General features: G+C 51.1%; 17 protein-coding genes and 1 tRNA gene. 4 read left to right on the top strand and 14 right to left on the bottom strand.

The features are described from left to right. The first annotated feature begins 88 nt into the window (after positions 1 to 88). A complete protein-coding gene (locus ACJJI7_RS14575) occupies positions 89 to 1,648 on the top strand; it encodes a LysM peptidoglycan-binding domain-containing protein (protein ID WP_444901867.1) in 1,560 nt (519 codons plus the stop codon). 103 nt (positions 1,649 to 1,751) lie between these two features. On the opposite strand, the gene ACJJI7_RS14570 is transcribed toward ACJJI7_RS14575, so the two are convergent. The 11 genes from ACJJI7_RS14570 to ACJJI7_RS14520 form a co-directional block, all read right to left on the bottom strand. Then, positions 1,752 to 3,635: a SurA N-terminal domain-containing protein gene (locus ACJJI7_RS14570; RefSeq protein WP_020414826.1), complete on the bottom strand. Its 1,884-nt coding sequence runs from the start codon at positions 3,633 to 3,635 to the stop codon at positions 1,752 to 1,754. Between the two features lie 124 nt (positions 3,636 to 3,759). Next, positions 3,760 to 4,032, bottom strand: coding sequence for a non-specific DNA-binding protein Hbs (gene hbs, locus ACJJI7_RS14565; protein ID WP_010132873.1), 273 nt, complete (start codon positions 4,030 to 4,032; stop codon positions 3,760 to 3,762). Positions 4,033 to 4,285: 253 nt separating this feature from the next. Continuing rightward, on the bottom strand, positions 4,286 to 6,691 hold the full coding sequence (gene lon, locus ACJJI7_RS14560; RefSeq protein WP_020414825.1) for an endopeptidase La: 2,406 nt from the start codon (positions 6,689 to 6,691) through the stop codon (positions 4,286 to 4,288). A 275-nt stretch (positions 6,692 to 6,966) separates the two neighbouring features. Further along, positions 6,967 to 8,253, bottom strand: a complete 1,287-nt coding sequence (clpX, locus tag ACJJI7_RS14555) for an ATP-dependent Clp protease ATP-binding subunit ClpX (RefSeq protein ID WP_020414824.1) — start codon at positions 8,251 to 8,253, stop codon at positions 6,967 to 6,969. Between the two features lie 163 nt (positions 8,254 to 8,416). After that, positions 8,417 to 9,058 (bottom strand): ATP-dependent Clp endopeptidase proteolytic subunit ClpP, encoded by a 642-nt coding sequence (gene clpP / locus ACJJI7_RS14550; RefSeq protein WP_020414823.1) that lies wholly within the window; start codon positions 9,056 to 9,058, stop codon positions 8,417 to 8,419. Between the two features lie 185 nt (positions 9,059 to 9,243). Beyond that, on the bottom strand, positions 9,244 to 10,557 hold the full coding sequence (tig, locus tag ACJJI7_RS14545) for a trigger factor (protein ID WP_020414822.1): 1,314 nt from the start codon (positions 10,555 to 10,557) through the stop codon (positions 9,244 to 9,246). A 190-nt stretch (positions 10,558 to 10,747) separates the two neighbouring features. Further along, positions 10,748 to 10,832: transfer RNA gene (locus ACJJI7_RS14540), tRNA-Leu, on the bottom strand. 182 nt (positions 10,833 to 11,014) lie between these two features. Next, on the bottom strand, positions 11,015 to 12,190 hold the full coding sequence (gene fadA / locus ACJJI7_RS14535; RefSeq protein ID WP_282951050.1) for an acetyl-CoA C-acyltransferase FadA: 1,176 nt from the start codon (positions 12,188 to 12,190) through the stop codon (positions 11,015 to 11,017). 11 nt (positions 12,191 to 12,201) lie between these two features. Continuing rightward, on the bottom strand, positions 12,202 to 14,358 hold the full coding sequence (gene fadB / locus ACJJI7_RS14530; protein ID WP_282951051.1) for a fatty acid oxidation complex subunit alpha FadB: 2,157 nt from the start codon (positions 14,356 to 14,358) through the stop codon (positions 12,202 to 12,204). A gap of 280 nt (positions 14,359 to 14,638) precedes the next feature. Then, positions 14,639 to 15,268, bottom strand: coding sequence for a helix-turn-helix domain-containing protein (locus ACJJI7_RS14525; protein ID WP_282951052.1), 630 nt, complete (start codon positions 15,266 to 15,268; stop codon positions 14,639 to 14,641). Positions 15,269 to 15,359: 91 nt separating this feature from the next. Then, entirely contained in the window at positions 15,360 to 17,216 is a 1,857-nt protein-coding gene (locus ACJJI7_RS14520; protein ID WP_444901868.1) for a beta-ketoacyl synthase, read from the bottom strand. A gap of 138 nt (positions 17,217 to 17,354) precedes the next feature. Between ACJJI7_RS14520 and ACJJI7_RS14515 the strand changes: the two genes are divergently transcribed. Beyond that, positions 17,355 to 18,341, top strand: a complete 987-nt coding sequence (locus ACJJI7_RS14515) for a GlxA family transcriptional regulator (RefSeq protein WP_026305271.1) — start codon at positions 17,355 to 17,357, stop codon at positions 18,339 to 18,341. Here ACJJI7_RS14515 and ACJJI7_RS14510 read toward each other — a convergent pair. Further along, on the bottom strand, positions 18,321 to 18,974 hold the full coding sequence (locus tag ACJJI7_RS14510) for a class I SAM-dependent methyltransferase (protein ID WP_475717079.1): 654 nt from the start codon (positions 18,972 to 18,974) through the stop codon (positions 18,321 to 18,323). The genes ACJJI7_RS14515 and ACJJI7_RS14510 overlap by 21 nt on opposite strands. A gap of 1 nt (position 18,975) precedes the next feature. Then, positions 18,976 to 19,452 (bottom strand): Hsp20 family protein, encoded by a 477-nt coding sequence (locus tag ACJJI7_RS14505; protein WP_020414815.1) that lies wholly within the window; start codon positions 19,450 to 19,452, stop codon positions 18,976 to 18,978. A 148-nt stretch (positions 19,453 to 19,600) separates the two neighbouring features. Between ACJJI7_RS14505 and thpR the strand changes: the two genes are divergently transcribed. Further along, positions 19,601 to 20,197 carry an RNA 2',3'-cyclic phosphodiesterase gene (thpR, locus tag ACJJI7_RS14500; RefSeq protein WP_282951055.1) on the top strand — a complete coding sequence of 199 codons (597 nt, stop codon included), beginning with the start codon at positions 19,601 to 19,603 and terminating at the stop codon, positions 20,195 to 20,197. 38 nt (positions 20,198 to 20,235) lie between these two features. Here the strand turns inward: thpR and ACJJI7_RS14495 are convergent, their stop codons facing one another. Then, on the bottom strand, positions 20,236 to 21,234 hold the full coding sequence (locus tag ACJJI7_RS14495; RefSeq protein ID WP_282951056.1) for a hypothetical protein: 999 nt from the start codon (positions 21,232 to 21,234) through the stop codon (positions 20,236 to 20,238). Between the two features lie 481 nt (positions 21,235 to 21,715). On the opposite strand from ACJJI7_RS14495, the gene ACJJI7_RS14490 reads away from it, so the two are divergent. Next, positions 21,716 to 22,072: an HPF/RaiA family ribosome-associated protein gene (locus tag ACJJI7_RS14490; RefSeq protein ID WP_020414812.1), complete on the top strand. Its 357-nt coding sequence runs from the start codon at positions 21,716 to 21,718 to the stop codon at positions 22,070 to 22,072. Positions 22,073 to 22,166: the final 94 nt, after the last annotated feature.

The raw sequence follows: 22,166 nt of genomic DNA, 5'->3' as shown, positions 1-22,166 counted from the left end.
TATGATCTAATGCTCAGTGTTAGCAAAAAATAAACGCCTAGGCGTAAGCTGAGCGAGGAATTAAAAGAAATATTCGCGGATACCAATCATGGTTCATAAGAATTTTGCCGTGGCGCTGTTAGCGGCCACGGTTGGGGCATGCTCGCAGATGCCAAATAAGGGCTCATCACCTGAGCGTGAAGCTGCAGAAGCTCCTGAAAGAAAAATTGCGAGCAGCGCCACTATCTCCACCCCTGAACCTGAAGAGGAAGCCCTGCCCCCTACAGACATCTGGGAACGTTTGCGTAGAGGCTTCCGCCTCAATCATCGCGTTGATAATACAAAAGTCCAGGATTACATCGCCTATTTTTCCCGCAATGAAGGCTATATGGCGCGCGTTAGCGAGCGCTCGCGCCGTTATATCTTCCATGTAGTCGAAGAACTCGAAGAGGCCAACTTGCCTCTCGAACTGGCCCTGTTGCCAATTGTTGAGAGCGCATACGATCCCTTCGCTTACTCTCATGCACGCGCCTCCGGCATGTGGCAGTTTATCCCTTCCACTGGCCGCTCCTTTGGTTTGCAACAAAACTGGTGGTACGACGGCCGTCGTGACGTCCATGAATCAACCCGCGCAGCGGTTAAGTACTTCAATTACCTGATGGAGCGGTTTGACGGCGACTGGGAACTGGCCCTGGCAGCCTACAATGCTGGCGAGGGCACCGTTCGTAGAGCAGTAGAGCGCAATCGTCGCAAAGGGCTTGGTACCAGCTTCTGGGACCTGAAATTGCCTAGGGAAACGAAGCGATATGTACCACAACTGCTAGCACTGGCAGAGGTGGTTTCACGTCCAGACTATTACAAAGTGCCTCTCCATGATATCGCTAATGAGCCTTACTACGCCCGGGTTGATGTCGGCAGCCAGATAGATATGGCGCAGGCCGCTGAGCTGGCTGAAATTGAAGTTGATGAGCTCTACCTACTTAACCCAGGCTATAACCGCTGGGCTACAGACCCCAACGGAAACCATCAATTATTGATACCCATTGAAAACCAGGAAATGTTCGAAGCCGCACTCAAAGAGCTGCCTGAAGACCAGCGAGTAACCTGGCAACGCTATACCATTAATCGCGGGGATACACTTTCGACGATTGCGAGGCGCTACCAGACAACGGTCAGTGCCATTCGCGAGACTAACAAACTGCGCAATAACAATATCCGGGCTGGTAAAACCCTGCTGATTCCCAGTGCCTCTGGCCCTGCCGGACAGTATGCGTATGCTCTGGACCAGCGTGTAAAACGCCGTCAATCCTCCGGCCAAGGGCAGAAGAGCAGCTATACAGTAAGACCTGGCGACAGTCTTTGGGCTATAGCCCGGAAAATGAACGTAAGCGTCAAACAATTGGCCAGCTGGAATAGCATGGCGCCCGGTGACACCCTACGCCCTGGCCGGACATTGGTTGCCTATGATGGGAGTACACCTGCTAGCAACAGCCGTACGACACGCAAGGTTTCCTATAAAGTCCGTAGCGGTGACTCTCTTTACCGAATCGCTAACAAGTTCAGTATTGAGATCGACGATATTTTACGCTGGAATAAAATCACCAAATCCAAGTACTTACAGCCAGGCCAGCGCCTCACTCTGTTTGTGGACAGCGCAAGCAACAGTTGAGTTTTCTGACCTTTCGCCCGCCTGCTATCGCAACTAAATAAAAGAAGCTGTAAATAAAAAACCCGGCATCTGCCGGGTTTTTTATTTTTCTAATTGAGCAAAGTTACTGGCTCTCTGGCGCCAGCTCGACTTTTGCCTGATCAGATAAGTAACGCTGAATAGCTGCCAGTTCCGCACCTCCATTTACTGAGGCTAATTGCTGCATTAGCGCCTGGCGCTGCTCTTTACTTTGCTGGGATAAATTGCCTTCCCGCACACCGCGTAATGCCAGAACAACTTGATCACCGCTGCTCGTAGCAAACACTGACAATTCCTCAGAGCCGGTGGCCGGGGCGGCCAAGGAGAATGCCTTGGTATTGATTTCTCCGCGCTCCCCAAAGCCACCGCGACGTGTTTTGTCGCTGACCTCTAAGGTTAAGCCTTGCTCCTCTGCCAATTTGGCAAAATCTTCACCAGCAGCGAGCTTTTCTTTCAGGGCTTCGGCACGAACAGCAAGCTGCTCGCTCGCTTTGTCACGCTTGAGACGCTCAACAATTTGCTCGCGGACTTCCTCTAGCGGATAGGTTCCAGCCTGCTTGGACTCCGTTACGCGTAACACCACGGAGTGCTCGTTATTAAGATTGAGCACATCTGAAGTGTTACCATCTTCCATCACTTCAGGGGAGAAAGCAGCTTCCACTACCTGCCCATTAGCCAAGACCCCAGCGCCACTTTCTCGGGAGAAGAGGCCACTGGTTTTTAGAGGCACTCCCAGCTCTTCGGCGGGGCCTGCCAGGTTATCGGCATTATAAGCAAGGTCTGCCAAACGGCTCAGGGCATCAACGAATTCACTCTCTGCTGCGGCTGCGCGTAACTGGGTCTCGATAGCACCCTTACGCTCCTCAAAAGTTGGAGGCTCACTCTCCTCAACTTCCAGTAACTTAATAAAGTGTGTTCCGCTATCAGTGGTAACCGGAGCAGACACCTGACCAACCTCCAAGCTTGCCAGTGCCTCCTCAAAAGCCTGAGGGAAAACATCACCGGCGGTAAAGCCGAGGTCTCCACCCTCTTCCCGTGAACCAATATCTTCTGAATAAGCTTTGGCGAGTTCGGCGAAGTCTTCACCTGCATCCAGCTTGGTCTGGATCTCCTCCAGCTTCGCTTGGTCTGCGTCCTCCAAAAGGATATGAGCTGCACGACGACGAAGGTCAGCGCCAAAACTGGCAATCTCTTGATCGTACTGCGAGCGAACATCCTCTTCTGAAATATCGATATTGGCTGCAAACAACGCGGGAGTAAGCTCTATATACTCAACTGCCACTTGCTCAGGTCGCTGGTATTGGCTCTGATTTTCCTGGTAGAACTGCTCGACTTCTGCATCACCAACTTCAGTGGTGGCCAGAAGCTCCTGTACCGGCATTACTACATAGTTGAAATCACGCTCTTCCATTGATGCCGCCACTACCTGCTCGGCATCAGCTTGCGTAGTAAAAGCGCTTTCGGTAACGCTGTCTGCATATTGCTGCAGCGCCAGATCACTTTCGACAATTTGAGGGAAATTGGCTGTGCTATAGCCCATACGACGCAAAGCATCGCGATATAATTGAGGATCAAAGGTGCCGTTTACCTGAAAAGCTGGAATATCGGTAATGGCTTTATTAACAGCCGCAGTACTCATAACCATACCGCTCTCCAAAGCAGCTTGGCGCATGACTGAGCTTGAAATTAATTGGCGCAATACAGGTTCACGTAACTGCTCGTCGCTGATCAGGTCTGCTGGGACATTTTCCCCATATTGACTCATGATCATACTGCGACGATTTTGAATCGCTCGCTGCAAATCCAGATTGGTGATTTTTTCACCATTTACCTCGGCAACCGCATCGGCGGCACCACCACTGGCCCCTGAGAAAAAGTCGATTCCCCCAATGACCATAATGAACCCAAAGAAAGCTGCGACAATAATCGCTGCCGTCCCTTTCAGGTTATCGCGCATGGACTGAAGCATGCTCAGCTCCGAATTTTGACTCTAATTATTTAACTGTTACCAGATACAAAAAAGGCGTATCCAACCTGACACGCCTCTTTATAGCTTCGAATCTTTTACAAGGTCTCGAAGTTCACCGAAAAACTTAGTTTACGGCGTCTTTCAGGGCTTTACCGGCCTTGAAGTTAGGGATTTTCGCTGCGGCGATTTCGATGGGGTCGCCAGTGCGAGGATTGCGGCCAGTACGGGCTGCGCGCTCTTTCACTGCAAAAGTACCAAAGCCTACCAAGGCAACCTGATCGCCTTTTTTAAGCGCATCAGTAATGCTATCAACCATTGCGTCCAAAGCACGGCCAGCTGCTGCTTTTGGAATATCTGCAGACGCGGCAATTGCTTCAATCAGTTCGGACTTATTCACGCTTAATCCCTCTGTTCTTTTAAATATGTTCAGGACACCCTCAGGCCAGGTATCACTATTAGTAACTTTTTAACCACCGGCAATTTTGGCGCCGGGCAATAAGCCTCGTTTTATACCAACTGCCCGGTAACGGGTCAAGGAACCATGCGGGTTTCCGGACAGTTGAACGAAACCCGAGCATCAAAAATCAACAGAGTGGTTATGTTTTGGTCTTGCAATTGTTACGGGGTGACAACAGTCACCCCGTAACAGGTTAATGAGTTTGGATCGATCTTTGCGAGCGCTCTTCCGCCTGCTTTTGCAAGGCAGAATATTCCTCATCCGAAAGGGACTCGGGTTTGTGCTCAAGTGCCAACTCCAACACCTGGTCGATCCACTTGACCGGTTTCACCACCAGGTCCTGAAGGATATTGTCGGGAATATCTTTCAGGTCACGCTCATTATCCGCAGGTATCAGTACAGTTTTTATACCGCCTCGATGTGCTGCCAATAACTTTTCCTTGAGACCACCAATTCGTAAAACTTCTCCACGCAAAGTGATTTCACCAGTCATCGCCACATCCGAGCGCACAGGAATATTGGTGAGTACTGAAACCAAAGCCGTGCACATCGCAATACCCGCAGAGGGGCCATCTTTCGGTGTAGCACCCTCTGGCACATGAATGTGAATATCCCGTGTCTCGTGGAAATCGGGCCCTATTCCGAGGGCTTGCGATCGCGAGCGCACCACTGTCAGGGCAGCCTGGATAGACTCCTGCATTACATCACCGAGAGATCCGGTCTTGATCATACGACCCTTACCTGGAACCGCAGAAGCTTCGATATTTAACAATTCACCGCCGACCTCCGTCCAGGCAAGGCCGGTAACGATACCGATTTTGTTCTCCTCTTCGGCACGGCCGAAGTCAAATTTACGCACACCCAGCAACTCTTCCAGCTGGTCAGATTTGACCACAGCCGTTTTCTCCGATGGGTTGCGTACATGCTCGGTCACGACCTTCCGGCAGATTTTGGCAATTTCGCGATCCAACCCACGTACACCAGCTTCACGAGTGTAATAGCGAACGATATCCCGTATTGCCTCATCGGACAGATCCAACTCATCGTCTTTCAAGCCGTTAGCCTTACGCTGCTTTGGTACAAGGTAGCGCTGGGCAATATTGAGTTTTTCATCCTCGGTATAACCGGGAATACGGATAACCTCCATGCGATCCAGTAATGGACCGGGAATATTCATGGAGTTGGAAGTACATACGAACATTACATCTGACAGGTCATAATCTACCTCGAGGTAATGGTCGTTAAAGGTCTTGTTCTGCTCCGGATCCAGAACCTCGAGCAGTGCTGAGGCCGGATCTCCGCGCTGATCCATGCCCATTTTGTCGACCTCATCGAGCAGAAACAGCGGGTTCTTTACACCGACTTTGGAAATTTTTTGAATCAACTTCCCTGGCAGTGAGCCAATGTAGGTTCGGCGATGCCCACGAATTTCCGCTTCATCGCGCACGCCGCCAAGGGCCATTCGCACATACTGTCGATTGGTAGCGCGAGCTATAGATTGCCCAAGTGAGGTCTTACCAACCCCTGGAGGTCCAACCAAGCAGAGGATCGGACCCTTCACTTTTTTTACGCGCTTCTGTACCGCCAGGTATTCAAGTATACGCTCCTTGACCTCCTCCAGACCGTAATGCTCTTTTTCGAGTATCTCTTCAGCCTTCTTGAGGTCATGCCTTACCCTGCTCGCTTTTTTCCAGGGCAGACTTAACATCCAATCGATATAGCTGCGCAGGACCGACGCTTCTGCCGACATCGGAGACATCATCTTCAACTTGGCAAGTTCAGCGCGGGTTTTCTTCTCAGCCTCTGCACTCATACCGGAATCGGCAATTTTGTTTTCCAGCTCTTCAATTTCATTGGGCTCTTCAGTAATTTCGCCCAGCTCCTTTTGAATCGCCTTCATCTGCTCATTCAGATAGTACTCACGCTGGCTTTTCTCCATCTGCTTTTTCACGCGGCCACGAATGCGCTTCTCTACCTGGATCAGGTCGATCTCTGAATCCATCAGGCCAAGCAGATGCTCCAAGCGCTCTTTAACGCTGGAGGTTTCAAGAAGCTCTTGCTTTTGTGCTAGCTCAAGGGACATATGGGCAGAAATGGTATCTGCAAGGCGCCCTGGCTCATCAATCCCAGACAGAGAGGTGATGACCTCGTTGGGTACCTTCTTGCTCACAGAGACATACTGTTCAAATTGAGTCATCACCGAGCGCACCAGAGCATCAGCCTCGGCCTCAGGCAACTCAAACGTCTCCATAGGCTCTACTGTCGCCTCGAAGTGGTTATCCCTCTCCATTACATCGAGAATATTTACTCTCTCCCCCCCTTCCACTAGCACTTTGACCGTACCGTCGGGAAGTTTGAGCAGCTGTAAAACACTAGCTATGGTGCCCACGCGATAGATGTCCTCAGCGCCAGGGTCATCTTCCGATGCTTTTTTCTGGGCTACGAGTAACACTTGCTTATCCCTGCGCATGGCCTCTTCCAGAGCCTCTATGGACTTTTCCCTGCCAACAAATAGCGGGATAACCATATGGGGGTAAACAACAACATCGCGCAATGGCAACAACGGATATTCAAGTTTGGTGTCGGATGACTGATCCATAGAACTCCTCTCGGCCCTATCACTGGGTATTTGGCGCGGCATCATGCTGCTGTAGTAAATGACAGCTCAATTTGGGCCACCGCCCTTCAGTTGCTAGAGATGGGGGGGGAGAGCCCGGAATACAAGTCTAATCTGGCGACCAATTTGTGCCGAACTCAACTGAATACCAATAAGCCGCCTCGGTATTGGGGCCTCAAATGGTAAAAGGAGCTTCTTTTTAAGAAGTTGAGGTTATAAAAAAAGCCCCGAATTGGGGCTTTTTTAAGTACGAGGCGTCACTCTTCAGGAGCTGCTTTCTGGGGCTGGGTCTCACTTTCATAGACGAGTAGCGGGGCCGACTCACCCTTGATTACAGCCTCATCGATAACTACTTTAGCTACGTTGTCAGTGGAGGGGATATCGTACATGGTCTCCAAAAGGACAGATTCCATAATAGAACGCAGTCCACGAGCACCGGTTTTACGCTCCATTGCCTTGGTAGCTACAGCATCCAGGGCATCTGGGCGGAAATCCAGTTCCACATCCTCCATCTCAAACAGTTTGCCGTACTGCTTGGTCAGTGCATTGCGAGGCTCTGTCAGGATCTGGACCAGGGCCTCACGATCCAATTCCTCAAGAGTCGCGGTTACCGGAAGCCGCCCAACAAATTCGGGAATGAGACCGTAACGCACCAGATCCTCGGGTTCGAGATCTCTGAGAATCTCACCGAAATTACTGGTTCCGTCCTTGGACTTCACTTCAGCACTGAAGCCAATTCCACCCTTTTCGGAGCGATCGCGAATTACTTTATCAAGGCCGGCAAATGCTCCACCGCAAATAAACAGGATATTAGAGGTGTCCACTTGCAAGAATTCTTGCTGAGGGTGCTTACGGCCTCCCTGAGGGGGCACTGAGGCCACAGTTCCTTCAATCAGTTTCAGAAGTGCTTGCTGAACACCCTCACCAGAAACATCACGGGTGATAGAGGGATTATCTGACTTGCGAGAAATCTTGTCGATCTCATCGATGTAAACAATGCCCTGCTGAGCCTTCTCCACATCGTAGTCACATTTCTGTAACAGCTTCTGAATAATGTTTTCTACATCCTCACCAACATAACCAGCTTCAGTGAGAGTAGTAGCATCTGCAATCGTGAAAGGTACGTTGAGCAGGCGAGCAAGGGTTTCCGCAAGCAATGTCTTACCGCTACCAGTCGGCCCAACCAACAAGATGTTGGACTTACTTAGCTCAACTTCATCCTTGCTCTTTACACCAGCTTTGCTGCGTAGGCGTTTGTAGTGGTTATATACAGCCACTGCCAGTACACGCTTGGCCCGCTCCTGGCCAATAACGTACTGATCAAGGATCTCAGTGATCTCGCGCGGCGTGGGCAAGCGTCCCTCCGGGCCCTCCGCACTCTCTTGGACCTCTTCGCGAATAATGTCTGTACACAGTTCGACACATTCATCGCAGATAAAGACTGACGGCCCAGCGATTAACTTCCGCACTTCCTGCTGGCTTTTGCCACAGAAAGAGCAGTACAGCAATTTGCCGCTGTCTTCTCCGCTGCTTTTGTCGGTCATCAAAATACTCCGTGGTCACTGGCCGGCCAGGGCCTTCAAATTTAGCTATTACAGCAAGATGCTGTTTTTTGGCGTATTTTTCAAGCCCCTCAACTAGGAAGTCTGCTCAAAATTATTAACAAATATAGGAAAACGCCACTAGCAAATTTTTTTTGTTGAAATACTATTTTTCCAGTGCTTGGCGACGGGATAGGACATCATCCACTAAGCCATATTCCTTGGCCTCATCAGCGCTCAAGAAGTGATCTCGCTCAGTATCGCGCTCAATATCACTGACCGGGCGGCCGGAATGATGCGCCATCAATTCATTGAGGCGATGGCGAATCTTCAGGATTTCCTGGGCGTGGATATGTATATCACTAGCCTGCCCCTGAGCCCCGCCACTGGGCTGATGAATCATCACCCGGGAATTGGGCGTAGCAAAACGCTTACCCGGAGCACCCGCAGTAAGCAGGAAAGCGCCCATACTGCAAGCCTGGCCAATACACATGGTGCTTACATCAGGCTTGATGAACTGCATGGTGTCGTAGATAGACATCCCTGCAGTAACAGACCCTCCAGGAGAGTTGATATATAGGTGGATATCTTTATCGGGGTTCTCAGCTTCAAGAAATAGCAACTGAGCAACCACCAGATTGGCCATATGGTCTTCAACCGGTCCAACCAGGAAAATAACCCGCTCCTTAAGCAGGCGGGAATAAATATCAAATGAACGCTCACCCCGGGCAGTTTGCTCCACCACCATCGGCACCAGTCCGCTTGCTGAAGGTTCGATCGAGGCTTGGGGAAAATCAATTCGTGCCATAGGTACCATTGCTTCCTTTTGTGGCGTTTTCGGCAGGCCAGCAGATAGGCAGATTTGCCTGTGCTGAGAAATTCGTCTTCAGAGCTTAACCGGTCAGGGCGGATAAAGCCAGCCGGTAAAAAGGAAGGAGATGCAATGACGCCCGGCAAAGCCGAGAGCCATTGCATCCTTGAGAAAGCAGATTATTAACCCTGCTTCTGCGGCTTGATTACGTCGTCGTAGGAGCTTTGTACTTCTTCAACCTTCGCAGCATCCAGTACAAAGTCTACAACTTGATCTTCTAGAACTACTGACTCAACACCAGACAGCAACTCGCGATTGTTATAGTAGTATTCAACTACCTCTTCTGGCTGCTGGTAAGTGGACGCCAACTCTTCAACCTTCGCTTTTACACGATCTGCATCTACAGACAGGCTGTTCTGCTTAACAATCTCGCCAACAACCAAACCCAGTACTACACGACGCTTTGCCTGCTCTTCAAACATTGTGTCCGGCAGCATGCGCTCAGCGTCTTCGGCTTTGATCTGACCTCCGAATTGCTGAACCATTTGACCGCGCAGAGTGCGAACCTCATTCGCAACCAATGTTGATGGCAGCTCAACCTGGTGCTTTTCACACAACTGATCCATCACTTGGGTTTTAACTTTATTTAACGCCGCATTTTTGAGTTCGCGCTGCATATTGTTGCGCACTTCCTCACGGAATTTTTCTTCACCGCCCTCTTGAACACCATAGGCTTTGAAGAATTCTTCATTCAACTCGGGCAATTCAGGCTTTTCGGAGGAAGTTACTTTGATATTGAAGGTTACTGCAGCACCGCGCAGGTCTTCAGCCTGATAGTCCTCAGGGAAAGTCAGGTCCAGGTCTGTTTCCTCACCTGGCTTCATGCCGAGAATACCCTCTTCAAAGCCAGGGATCATCTGGCCTGAACCGAGAACCAGCTGATGACCTTCCGCTTTACCACCTTCAAACTCTTCTCCGTCTTTACGACCGAGGAAGTTGATAACAACACGATCACCTTTTTGTGCTTTGCGCTTAGTGTCCTTCCAAGAAGACTGCTGCTTACGCAGCACATCAATCATGTTGTTTACATCGGCATCAGTTACGTCGGCAATTGGGCGTTCAACGCTGATTTCCGCCAGGTTAGAGAGCTCAACTTCAGGATATACTTCAAAAGTGGCAACATATTCCAGATTTTCACCAGCTGCAGTCTGCTTGGCTTCAATACTGGGCTGGCCGGCCGGCTTCAGCTCTTCTTTTTGAACAGCATCATAGAAGGAACGACTCATCACCTCGCCAAGCACTTCCTGTCGAACACCAGCACCAAAACGCTGACGCACCACCTTCAAAGGTACCTTGCCTTTACGGAAACCATTTACGCGAACAGTCTTGGCGGCCTGCTGGAGACGCTTGTCCACTTCTTTATCGACGATTTCCGCCGGCAAATTAACCGTTAAACGACGCTCCAGACCGGAAGTAGTTTCGATGGAAACCTGCATGTTTATCCTCGTGAGACTATCTCTTTTATCGCGCCGCAGCGCCAACGAATACCGGGCCGCCGGGACTTAGCCAACCGCCTCTTAGGGCATAGCCGTCAAAATTGCACAGCAATTTCCGGCCAACACCAAATACAAGGAGCCCGCACTCACCCCTCCAGGGCAAGTCATGCGGACTCCAGAGTTCTTAATTTGGTGGGGACGGGGAGACTCGAACTCCCACACCTTTCGGCACCAGAACCTAAATCTGGCGTGTCTACCAATTTCACCACGTCCCCAGAACTTTTCCGCCGCTAACTCTTTGAAAAGTAAAGAGTTTCAGCTCAAAACAAGAGCCCATCGCGACAAGGGGTGCAGATTGTGCCACAGCATTTTGAGGGCTTCAACACTTTACTGAACACTTTCCTCACAAAATAAAAAAAGGCGCCTCAAAGGCGCCTTTTTTCGAGATCCAATTAGATCAGACTCGCTCCACGACAGTGGTAATACCCTGCCCCAGGCCGATACACATGGTGGACACGCCCAGGTTACCGCCTTCGTTTTGCATAACGCTCAACAGGGTACCGGTGATCCGCACACCTGAGCAGCCGAAGGGATGCCCCAAAGCGATAGCGCCACCATACAGGTTGACCTTCTCATCCATCTGCTCAAGCAGATCCAGGTCTTTCAGCACCGGCAGTGCCTGGGCCGCAAACGCTTCATTCAGCTCGACCTTGTCGATATCGCCGATTGTCAAGCCAGCCTTCTTGAGCGCCTTCTTGGTGGAAGGCACGGGGCCATAACCCATGATGGATGGATCGACACCAGCCAGAGCCATTTCCTTCACGCGAGCTATAGGGGTCATACCCAGAGCCTGAGCACGCTCAGCAGACATTACCAGCATCACAGAAGCTCCATCGGTGATCTGGGAGGAGGTTCCGGCGGTTACTTGGCCATGCTTCGGGTCGAATGCCGGCTTCAGCTGAGACAGGCCTTCCACGGTAGTATCGGGGCGGATGGTTTGATCCGTTTCAACCAGGAAAGGTACGCCGTCGTCGTCGTGGCCTTCAATGGCAATAATCTCGCGATTGAATTTCCCGGCCCTAGTAGCTTCAGCAGCGCGGTGGTGGGAACGAGCACCGAACTCATCCATCTGCTGACGCTGGATACCATGCATCATCGCCAGGTACTCAGCAGTCATACCCATAGAGCCTGCAGCTTTTGCCATATATCGGCCCAGCATTGGGTTGGGACTGACATGCTCCATCATATTCAAGTGGCCCATGTGCTCAACACCGCCCACAACGTACACATCGCCAACGCCAGCCTGAATGTTGGCAGCGGCAGTGTGCAGGGAAGACATTGAGGAGCCACACAGACGGTTGACGGTTTGCGCCGGAATGGTGTGTGGCAGACCGGCACGCAACAGAATAAAGCGAGCTACGTTAAAGCCCTGCTCATCGCGCTGCATAACGCAGCCCCAGATCAGGTCATCGATCTCAGCGGGATCGAGCTTGTCGTTGCGCTGCAGGAATTTTTTCAGCAGCTCAGCGGACATATCATCGGCGCGAACATGGCGATATACACCATTCTTCGAGCGACCCATGGCCGTACGCGCGTAGTCGACGATTACGGCATCTCTAGGATTTAAACTCATCGCTATTCTCCTTACTTGTTGCCGTAGTAGGTTTTGCCACTTGCGGCCATTTCACGCATACGATCGGTCGGCTGGTACAGCTCGCCCAGTTCGGCGTACTTATCGGCAATCTTCACGAATTCATCCAGGCCAATACTGTCCAGCCATGCGAAGATTCCACCGCGGAATGGAGGGAATCCGATGCCGTAGATCAGTGCCATATCGGCTTCAGCCGGGGAATCGACGATACCCTCTTCCAGGCAGCGAGCCAGCTCTGTTGCCATGGGCACCATCATGCGCTCGATAATTTCGTCTTTCTCGAACTCGCGTCGATCAGCAACATGCGGCTTCAGCAGCTCGTAGGACTCTTCGGTAGCCACTTTCTTCGGGCGACCTTTCTTGTCCTGCTCGTAATTGTAGAAACCTTTGTTGTTCTTCTGACCATAGCGACCCGCTTCATACATCACATCAGAAGCGGCGGTGAAGTTTTTACCCATACGATCAGGGAAGCCTTCAGCCATTACGCTTTCTGCGTGGACACCGGTATCAATACCAACAACATCCATCAGGTAAGCAGGGCCCATCGGCCAACCCCAGCGCTCCATCACCTTATCAACGGCCTGGAAGTCAGCGCCATCACGTACCAGCATGGAGAAACCAGCAAAATAGGGGAAGAGAACACGGTTAACCAGGAACCCAGGGCAGTCGCGCACAACAATAGCTTTCTTACCCATCTTGTTAGCGTAGGCAACAACGCGAGCTACGGCGGTGTCGGAAGTTTTCTCGCCGCGGATCACCTCAACCAGCGGCATTTTGTGCACCGGGTTGAAGAAGTGCATACCGAGGAAGTTTTCCGGGCGGGAAAGCGGCTCGGCCAGATGGTTAATGGAGATGGTAGAAGTATTAGAAGCGATTACAGTGTCTTCACTTACCTTGGTTTCCACCTCTTTCAATACAGCATGCTTCACCTTGGGATTTTCAACCACGGCTTCGACAACAACATCGATATCGTTGAAGCCATCGTAGCTTAGGGTTGGCTCAATGCGATTGAGCACTTCACCCATTTTCACAGGGGTCAGGCGCTTGCGATCAACCAGCTTGGACAGCAGCTTATTGGCCTCATTCAGACCGAGGTCAATACCTTTCTGGTCGATATCCTTCATTTTGATTGGAGTGCCTTTGTAGGCGGACTGGTAAGCAATACCACCACCCATAATGCCAGCACCCAATACTGCCGCACGCTCAATCGGCTTGTCGGCTTTCTTTTCCCAACCCTTGGCGACCTTGCTGATCGCCTGGTCTGCCAGGAACAAACCCACCAGGGATTTGGCAGTGCCAGTCTGGGCACAGAAGATAAACTTCTCCTGCTCAACTTTCAGCGCTTCTTCACGGGTTAACTTGTAACCCTGCTCAATAGACTCGACTGCAGCTACTGGGGACGGATAGTTTTTACCCGCTTGCTGACCGACGAATGCCTTGGTAGTAAAGAAGGCCATCAAAGCTTCAGTATCGTTTAGGGGGATCGGAGATTTCTTGATCTCGCGGCTAGCCTTGTAGTCCAGCGAGCCATTAATGGCTCGCTCGAGCAGTTTGATCGCAGCATCTTTGAGCTTGTCAGTAGGCACCACTGCATCAACCGCGTGAGCCTCAAGCGCTGCAGCCGGCTTCTGTTCTTTACCCGCTGCAATCCACTCAGCAGCAACATCAACACCCACCACGCGCGGCAGACGAACAGTGCCACCCCAACCCGGGATCAGGCCCAGCTTAACTTCGGGAAGACCAACTTTGGCTTCCTCGCCCATCAGGCGGAAGTCACAGCCCAGGCACACCTCAAAGCCACCGCCGAGCGCGTAGCCATTGATTGCCACTGCAGTCGGAACCGGCAGGTCTTCCAGGCGGTTGATATTTTCGTTGTTCTGATTCATCAGATCAGCAACACCCTCTGCACCCGCAGAGAAGGCATCGCCAAACTCAGTGATATCAGCACCAACAATGAAGACGCCTTTGCCGCTTGTCAGCAGTACGCCTTTTATACCATCCGCTGCTTCGATAGCATCCAGCGCTTGAGAGAATTCAGAAACCGTCTGGCGGTTAAATTTATTGACGGATTCGCCTTGAAGGTCGAATTTGAGCTCGGCAATGCCGTTGTCCAGCATCTGTACCGTGAGCGCTTTGCCACTAAATAACATTGATTGACCTCTTTTATTCTGGGCCGCGATCCTGGGCCCGGGGTCGGAATTTTTGTGCAACCACAGGCCGTCCCGCAGGGTGCGGTGACACTTTGGCCCAATATGGTCAGCCGTAGTATAGCCAGATTCAAACGATTGTTTGAATACTATTTCTTACAAATAGAATGGCGCTACCAGCACCGAAGTACAGAAAATGGCCAACCTAAGAAACGGTGGCCAAGCTTTTAAGCGGAGCTAGTCTATCCCGGATTGATTTGACTTTTCAGCCGTCTGGCGCAAATTACTCTTTATTCAACACAGTATGTAGATCAGCGGATTGTGGTTCAGGAAGGGCTTGAGCTGGGGTCGCAGCATAGACAACTATACAGTCACAGCTACCGGGGTTTCGAAAGCGATGGGGGCGCCTGCTGCTAAAGTAAAAACCATCCCCAGTTCTTAGCAGGGCGAGATCTGACCCAACCGCAACCTCCAACTCACCGGCAACCACTATTCCCCCTACCTCACCGCCGGCGGCAGCAAAATCAGGTCCCGAGTCCCGCCCAACAGGAAAAACTTTTCGCAGAATAGACATACTGCGATGCTCCCGAAAACCACCCAATAGCTGGGAGCGTACACCTCCCTGGCCAATATCAGGCATTTCATTAGCGCGAAAGAAAATCTGGCCTGGCTTACCAAGCTCCAGGGAGAAAAACTCCGCTAGGGACATTGGGACACTACCCAGGATCTTATTCAATGACCCCACCGACGGACTCACCCGCCCCTGCTCGATAAAAGAGATGGTGGCATTAGTGACGCCTGCCCGTCGTGCCAGCTCACGCTGGGAGATACCGTAGATATTGCGCACCATTTTCAATCGAATACCGACATCACTGCTATCGCCGGATTCACTGGACACATCCATGTCTGCCATTGCATTTCCTATCAAATTTGAGTGTTTAACCCTCCGGTCACCACACCTTCAATAACAGCAATTGGCGCTAGTGATTAATCGTCCCTTTACTCTACACCATATCGTCATAGGGATTTTCTTGAGGAAGGGAGACCGGCGAAAGCCCCGGAAGAACAACTTCTTCAGTAGACAATGCAATCTCACCTTCATCAAACAAACCCTCCCCAAAGCGGTAGATGGTATTTAGCTCTCCCCGACTAGCCTCGGCATCGTAAGCCTGCGCCCGCTCAATAACGGCTTCGTTACTCTTGCGGTAATGAGATACGGACTTCTTCCCGTGCCGTTTCTCAATCATGTTGCGAGTAAGATGCGGAGAAAGCACTGCAGCAGTGGCATTATTGCCACCAAACCCTTTCGAGTTCAGCAACGCAAGATCCAGAGAGCGAGGGTCTCTTTCGACGTGCTCAAGGGAGAAATCCAGGTTCTCTTGATGAACATCGTCAGCAATCCTGTCAGTGGTCAGGATACCCGGAAGTATTCCTTTATCAAAAATGCCTAGCGCTGTAATCAGCTGGTCGCCACTGGCCGCAGCTACGGTATGCCCTACAAAAGCTTTAACAGCACACACTGGCCATTTTTCTATTCCAAACGTTCCAGCCAGGCGGTCGAGTATCGCCGATTCGGTTACCCGGTTTTGCGGAGTACTGGAGCCATGAGCCTGTACAAAGCTGCGTTGGCGCAAGGCCTCGTCACCAATAATCGATCGAGCCTCTGCCATAGCCCTGGCCATAGTGAGGTAATTACCCGGACCCGGTGCGGAGATTGACTTCTTATTGCCATCGGCATTGATGTACACACCCGCAACAGAGCCATGAATATTCGCCCCCAGCTCCAACGCCAGGGCATCATCCATCAGGATTGCCCACTGAGTGCCCTCTCCCAAGGTAAACCCACAGTTATCCCCAAAGGGGCGGCTTGTTAGCCTGAAGTCCACTTCACCCGGGTAGAGTTTGCGCAAATTTTCGATGGTAGCCAGGGCTCCCATGGTGGAATAACCATCTACCACTTCCGGCACTAGCGGGGCCTCTGCAGCCCCCACAATGGCGACCCTGGCACGGCCAGTGCGGATATCCTCCACTCCCGCTCGCAGATTATACAAATAACTGGCACAGGCCCCTGTCACTGCTCCTGTCGATCCCACATTATCCAGCACATAAGCATTTACAAAGTCGGCAGGCATACTGTTCAGACCGAGCGCCAGTTGCTTGGAACTGACTCTAGAACCACGCAAACGGGACTGCATCAAGCCCCCATTGCCAAAGTGATCCAATTGGCTCATGGCCGAGGAGGCATACACAGAAATATTTCCTGGTCCCACAGCCCTTACAACTGTCTCCCAGTCAATACCCATGGAGCGCACTGCGTCAGAGGCCCCCAACACAGCAAGTTGCAGGCCGCGGGGGTGGAAGCGGGAATTGTAGTGATCGCCAGGCTCAAACCCAGTAGGCAACTGTCCCCCAGCGCCAACAGGAATTTCTCGGTAACTGTCCAACATCACCGACAAGCTCGGTGCCATCACACGCACCTTGCCACCCCCGATGGGCTCAACCTGCCACCCATCTGGTTGGGGATGAGGTAACTGACGCGCCGACATCTCAAAGGTGATGCCATTGGCGCTATTCAAGTTTGCTGCCTGGTGGAAATGACACCGGTGGTAGTCATAAAAACGCGCTTCCAGCTCTCGCACCAGAGTCCCTTGCAGTACTTGCTGCTCAAGCCCTGGATCCAGGGGAGTTCCGGCTTCAGCTCCCCTGCGAAGCCCCATTAGCGCAGCAAGGTCAGACAGGATATCAGCCCGCTCTCGCTGATCCAGCTTATCCAACACCAAACGGGAATAGCCCCGATGAAAGGAACTACGTCCTGCGGGGTTAAAACCACCAAATGCGGTGATTACGGGAAGGCGCTGCATCCTGACCTCCAGCCAAGCACTAAACACTTAATTTTCGAGTTGGGGAGTGTAGGGGGTGGCGATTCCGCCCAGTTATGGGCATACTGGCCAGCAAAATTGAGTGTTTTGGCCAATGGCGCAAGTGCGCTTGAGTATGCAATGCGAACGGTAACCTTTCTCCTAATTGATCAAATGCTGGCGACCGGCACGGTGCTTCCACTTGAAATGCTGCGTGGAGCCGAGAGCCGTGCCCGGGTGGAGGGAAAAAAAGAATCCCTACGCCTGATAACTGCCAGCATGGATGGACGTCCAGTCAACACCCGTTGTGGCTTTACTTTCCAGCCCGATGTCGCCTTGAGCGAAGCCCCAGATAGCGATCTCATCTATATTCCCGCTCTATGGCGCAATCCACGCCCTGCACTTAAGCGTAGCGGACCGATCCTGGACTGGCTCAAGAGCCAGGCAGCAGCCGGAGCCGCCATCAATGCAGTGGGTACTGGTGTGTGCTTCTTAGCGGAAGCCGGCCTACTAGACGGCAAGCCCGCCACCACACACTGGCATTACTTTGATCGCTTCAGCTCCGATTACCCCAAAGTTAAGCTGAAACAACAGTATTTTATTACCCAGGCAGATAAGCTTTTTTGTGCCGCAAGCGTCAACGCCCTCGCTGATGTCACCGTGCATATGATCCGTCAACTTTACGGACCTGCAGTCGCAAGCCATGTGGAAAGGAACTTCTCCCACGAAATCCGCAGGCCTTTTGAAGAAATCGCTTATTCAGAGGGCGCGGTGCACTTGCACCCGGATGAAGATATCGTCCAGGCCCAGGCCTGGCTTAAGGAACATTGCAATACAGAAGTGCGCTTGAGTGAAGTAGCGCAAATGTTTGACATGAGTGTACGTTCATTTAACCGACGATTTAAGCTGGCTACCGGGCAAACACCGCTGCAATATCTGCAGAATGTGCGGGTAGATATGGCTAGGGAACTTTTACAGTCCAGCAACTTATCGGTTAACGAAATCGCAGAAAAAGTTGGCTACCAGGATATGGGGCACTTTACCGCACTATTCAAAAAATTCCTGGCCACAACGCCCAGTGAATATCGCACCACTGTGCGGGCAAAACTATTCAGGGTAAATACCTGATTTGCGCAGGAAAATGACATCGCTATCGGCAAACTGAAGCTCGGCTTTTAATTTTTTAGCCAGCCATTGAAAGGTTTGCACACTGAAAAAGCTGATATGTGTAGGGTCACGGATATAGTGCCAACTGGCAAAGCGCTCTGGTGAAATCACCAACTTCGTCATCAGTGCCATCACTCCACCATCCCGCAACCTCTGCCAAAGGCAGGTCAATTCATCTCCAGGCGACACAAGGTGCTCCACCACTTCCGTCGCAACGATAAAGTCATAAGACTTTTTCAGCGCGCCGGTGGTGGGAGCATAATAGCGATCGTATAAATCAACCCTGTGGCCATTATCAGCCAAAATTCTGGCTAGTAGCGGTGCAGGACCACAGCCAAAATCCAGACCATCGCTTGCCGGTAATAACTCATCCAGCAATGGTGCAGCACAACGACTGAGAAAACGGTGGTAACCCTCATCCTCCATGGAATTCTCATGCAGGTCGTAGTAGGCATGCTCTTCATCTGGGGTAAGATGATATTCGGTGGGCACAAACACTAAGGCGCAGCGATCACACTGGTGATAACTACGAAACTTATCGCGGTAATAAAACTGTACCGCCTTGTGGCGGCACAGTGGGCATACATATGACAAATCAGGCTGCAACTGAATCTGACTTTTTCTCACCATCAGTATGCTGTAATAAATTGCCTTCGCTGATTTCAATTTTGCGAGGTTTCATTGCCTCAGGAATTTCTCGCACCAACTCTATATGCAGCAATCCATTGGCAAGTTTCGCATCCGTAACTTTAACGTGATCCGCGAGCTGGAAACGTCGCTCAAAACTCCTGGCTGCAATACCCCGATGCAGGAAATTTCCTCGGGGAGACTCATCCGGCTTTTTGCCCGATACTGTCAGGCGGTTTTGCTCAACCTGGATATCCAGTTCAGACTGTTCAAAACCTGCAACTGCCATCGAAATTCTATAACTGTCCTCACCAGTCAACTCTATATCGTAGGGAGGATAGGAAGGTTGCTTCTGTTCACTGGTAGTCATGGCATCTAGTAGGCTGGCCATACGGTCAAAACCAATCGCAGAGCGGTACAGGGGAGAAAAATCAAAATTACGCATTGTTATATCCTCAATTCAGAGCAATATTAGAATTCGCTCGCCACAAAGCCCGAGCATTTTTTGCAAAAAACACTTTAAAAAAAGCTGCCTTCCGCACTACAGAGATAAGGGTAACAAATAGTTATTCAAGGGCTTAAAGAGAAAAAACATGTCAAAAGATTCAACATTGGCCTCAAAAACTTCTTCACGCCTATTTATCGGTATCCGCCCACCAAACGACACCCAAGTTTTTCTCGATAATCTATGTGCGCGCTACAAGACGAAAATGCACCCGGAGACACTCAACAGAATACGCTGGACAAGCAGACAGAACAGGCACCTAACACTGGCGTTTCTCGGCCAGACCCCAAGTGAAAAAGTACTGCCAATCCAAAAAGGGTTAGAGGAAATTGCGAAAAACACCATGAAATTCAAGGGGTGTATCAGCTCAATAACCCCCTTCCCACAAAGCAATTCAAAATTACTCGCTACTGAGCTGACGCACAGCCCGGAATTACTGAAAGCGTATGAGGATTGCAAAAGGCTGATCGAGAGCCTGGGCATGAAACCTGAAGAGCTCGACTACCGCCCCCATATAACCTTAGCTCGCTGTCGGAGTGGTTTTTCCAATTTATTGACTGCTGCCCTGGATCATCCCCTTTGGCTCGACAATATCATTCTCTATCAAAGCAACCCTGCCCCGGAAAGCAGTCACTATCAACCACTTTTCGAAACAAGCTTGTCAGGCACAGAAGATATAAGGTAAATCAAAAAAGCCCGCAAATGCGGGCCTTCCTGGGGATATTATTTCAGAGAGTCCAAAACGTATTCGGGATACATCACTAAGCGAGGCCTTGAAAGGCGTCGCGCATCAAATACAAATACATAGCGTGTGCCATCATCTTCAGCGGGAATCGTGCGACGGAATTTCCAGGTATTGATTTTATAGGTTTGCCTACCCGATTCTACTGTAGTCACCAACCGGTACTGATTCTTACCCAGGAACTCAAAAGGCACTCTCTCGCTTCCTGAGGGGCGCAATTCCAGATTGCGGAAAGTTTGCTTATTATCTCCATCCTGCTCGCCCAACAAAGACGACAGACGCTCCTGTTCACGCTTAACATAGGCAAGCAACTCAGGGTCTATATCCTGCTTCAATTCCGGTACCGGCTCCGGCTCGGGCGCAACTTCACGCTTCTTGGGTTTCTCTATGGATGCAGTCTTAAGCTTGGGTGGCTTGGGCTGCTCAAGTCTGGCACTCCTAGCCAGAGCAGCTCTTCTCTCCGACTCTTCAGCCTTGGCGAGCATAGTGTCCACCATTTGGCTGATCTTGTCCTGCTGGGCGGAAATCTTGGCCTTAGTCTGAGTTATCGACTGCTGCTCCTGAGCCAGCCTGGTCTGCAACTCATTTTGATTTTCTTGAATAAACTCGAGACGGCGGCTGCGGCTATCCACACCGCGCTCCGCCATAGCGAAACCATGTTTTGCCTTGGTCAAACGGCGCTCAGTATCCGAATTCCCATTGGAGTCGTGGATGCGACGCGCCTCTTCCAGCTCGAGGCGACTTTCCTCAAACTCCTTGCGCAGCTCACTCAGGGACTCTTGCGCACGCTCAAGCTTGTACTCATAGGAGAGCAGCTCATTCTCAATGTCTTCTAGCTCGACCTGCTTGTTCTCGAGGGACTGCTCAAGACGCGCCAGCCGGTTTTTTTCCACCGTCAGGGATGATTGCGCCTGTGCCACAGCCCCGCCAAAAACTACCAAGCCCGCTAGAAAGAGCGAGCAGTACTGCTTTACCGCCATTGTACAGAACCCATTTCTCGATTTTTTGTCACACGTGAGATAAAAGCGCAGAGCCTAATTTTTGCTCAACCATTCCAAAATTTACTGTGCGCCAGAGCTAATTTTACGCAGGCTCAAGCCCGTGGGCAATGACCTCTCGTCCACATCTCGTACTTAACTGCTCAATAATCCCGCAAAATACATGGACAAAGTCACTCTAAAGATAATTCGTCGAATTTTATGTGACATTTTCCTGCAATAGCGCTTGATTTTTTTTTTAGCGGAAGCATTATGGATAGCAGGGAGATGATCGCTGGACTCAGCGGAAACCCGACCCGGACGTAAAACACCCTTAGCTGTGCTATCAGCAAACTCTCGTTGCGATCCCGGCGGCTCGGTGCTCCAACTGCAGACACGACCCCTCCCACTAGGGCGCCCTACCTTCTTTTAGCAAACCGCATAAGCGGCCTGCATGGTTTCCTTTAACCGGAGGTATTTGCCCATGAAATCTGCGCCTAACGATAACATTGTGTTCCGCGATATCGACAAATCAGCTGCCCTGGCTACTACGGTATCCAAAAAGTTACATAAACTGGAACGTTATTGTGGCGACATCATTCGCAGTCGTGTAGTCCTGGAAGCCCCCCATCAACACAAGAGTAAAGGCCGACAATTTCGAGCCTCTCTGGAGCTTGCCATTAGCGGTAACCCAGTCACCATCAGCAGTGAAAACGAATCTATTCACCGGGCGGTTAATGATACGTTTGCCTCTGCAGAGCGCTGCCTGAAAGAGCGCAGTGAACGCAGAAAGGCCATGCGCCACCAGGCACTTTACGAAGAAGCCGAACTAGAAGAGTAAGGAAAGTATTCGAGGAGATAAAAAGACAGGGCGGCGCAATCGCGCCGCCTTTTTGTTGTTGGAACTGATGCAAGCTTCCGGGAAACACTGATAA

It is taken from the genome of Microbulbifer variabilis, from assembly GCF_056232115.1.
This window is presented reverse-complemented; position numbering and strand designations above follow the sequence as displayed.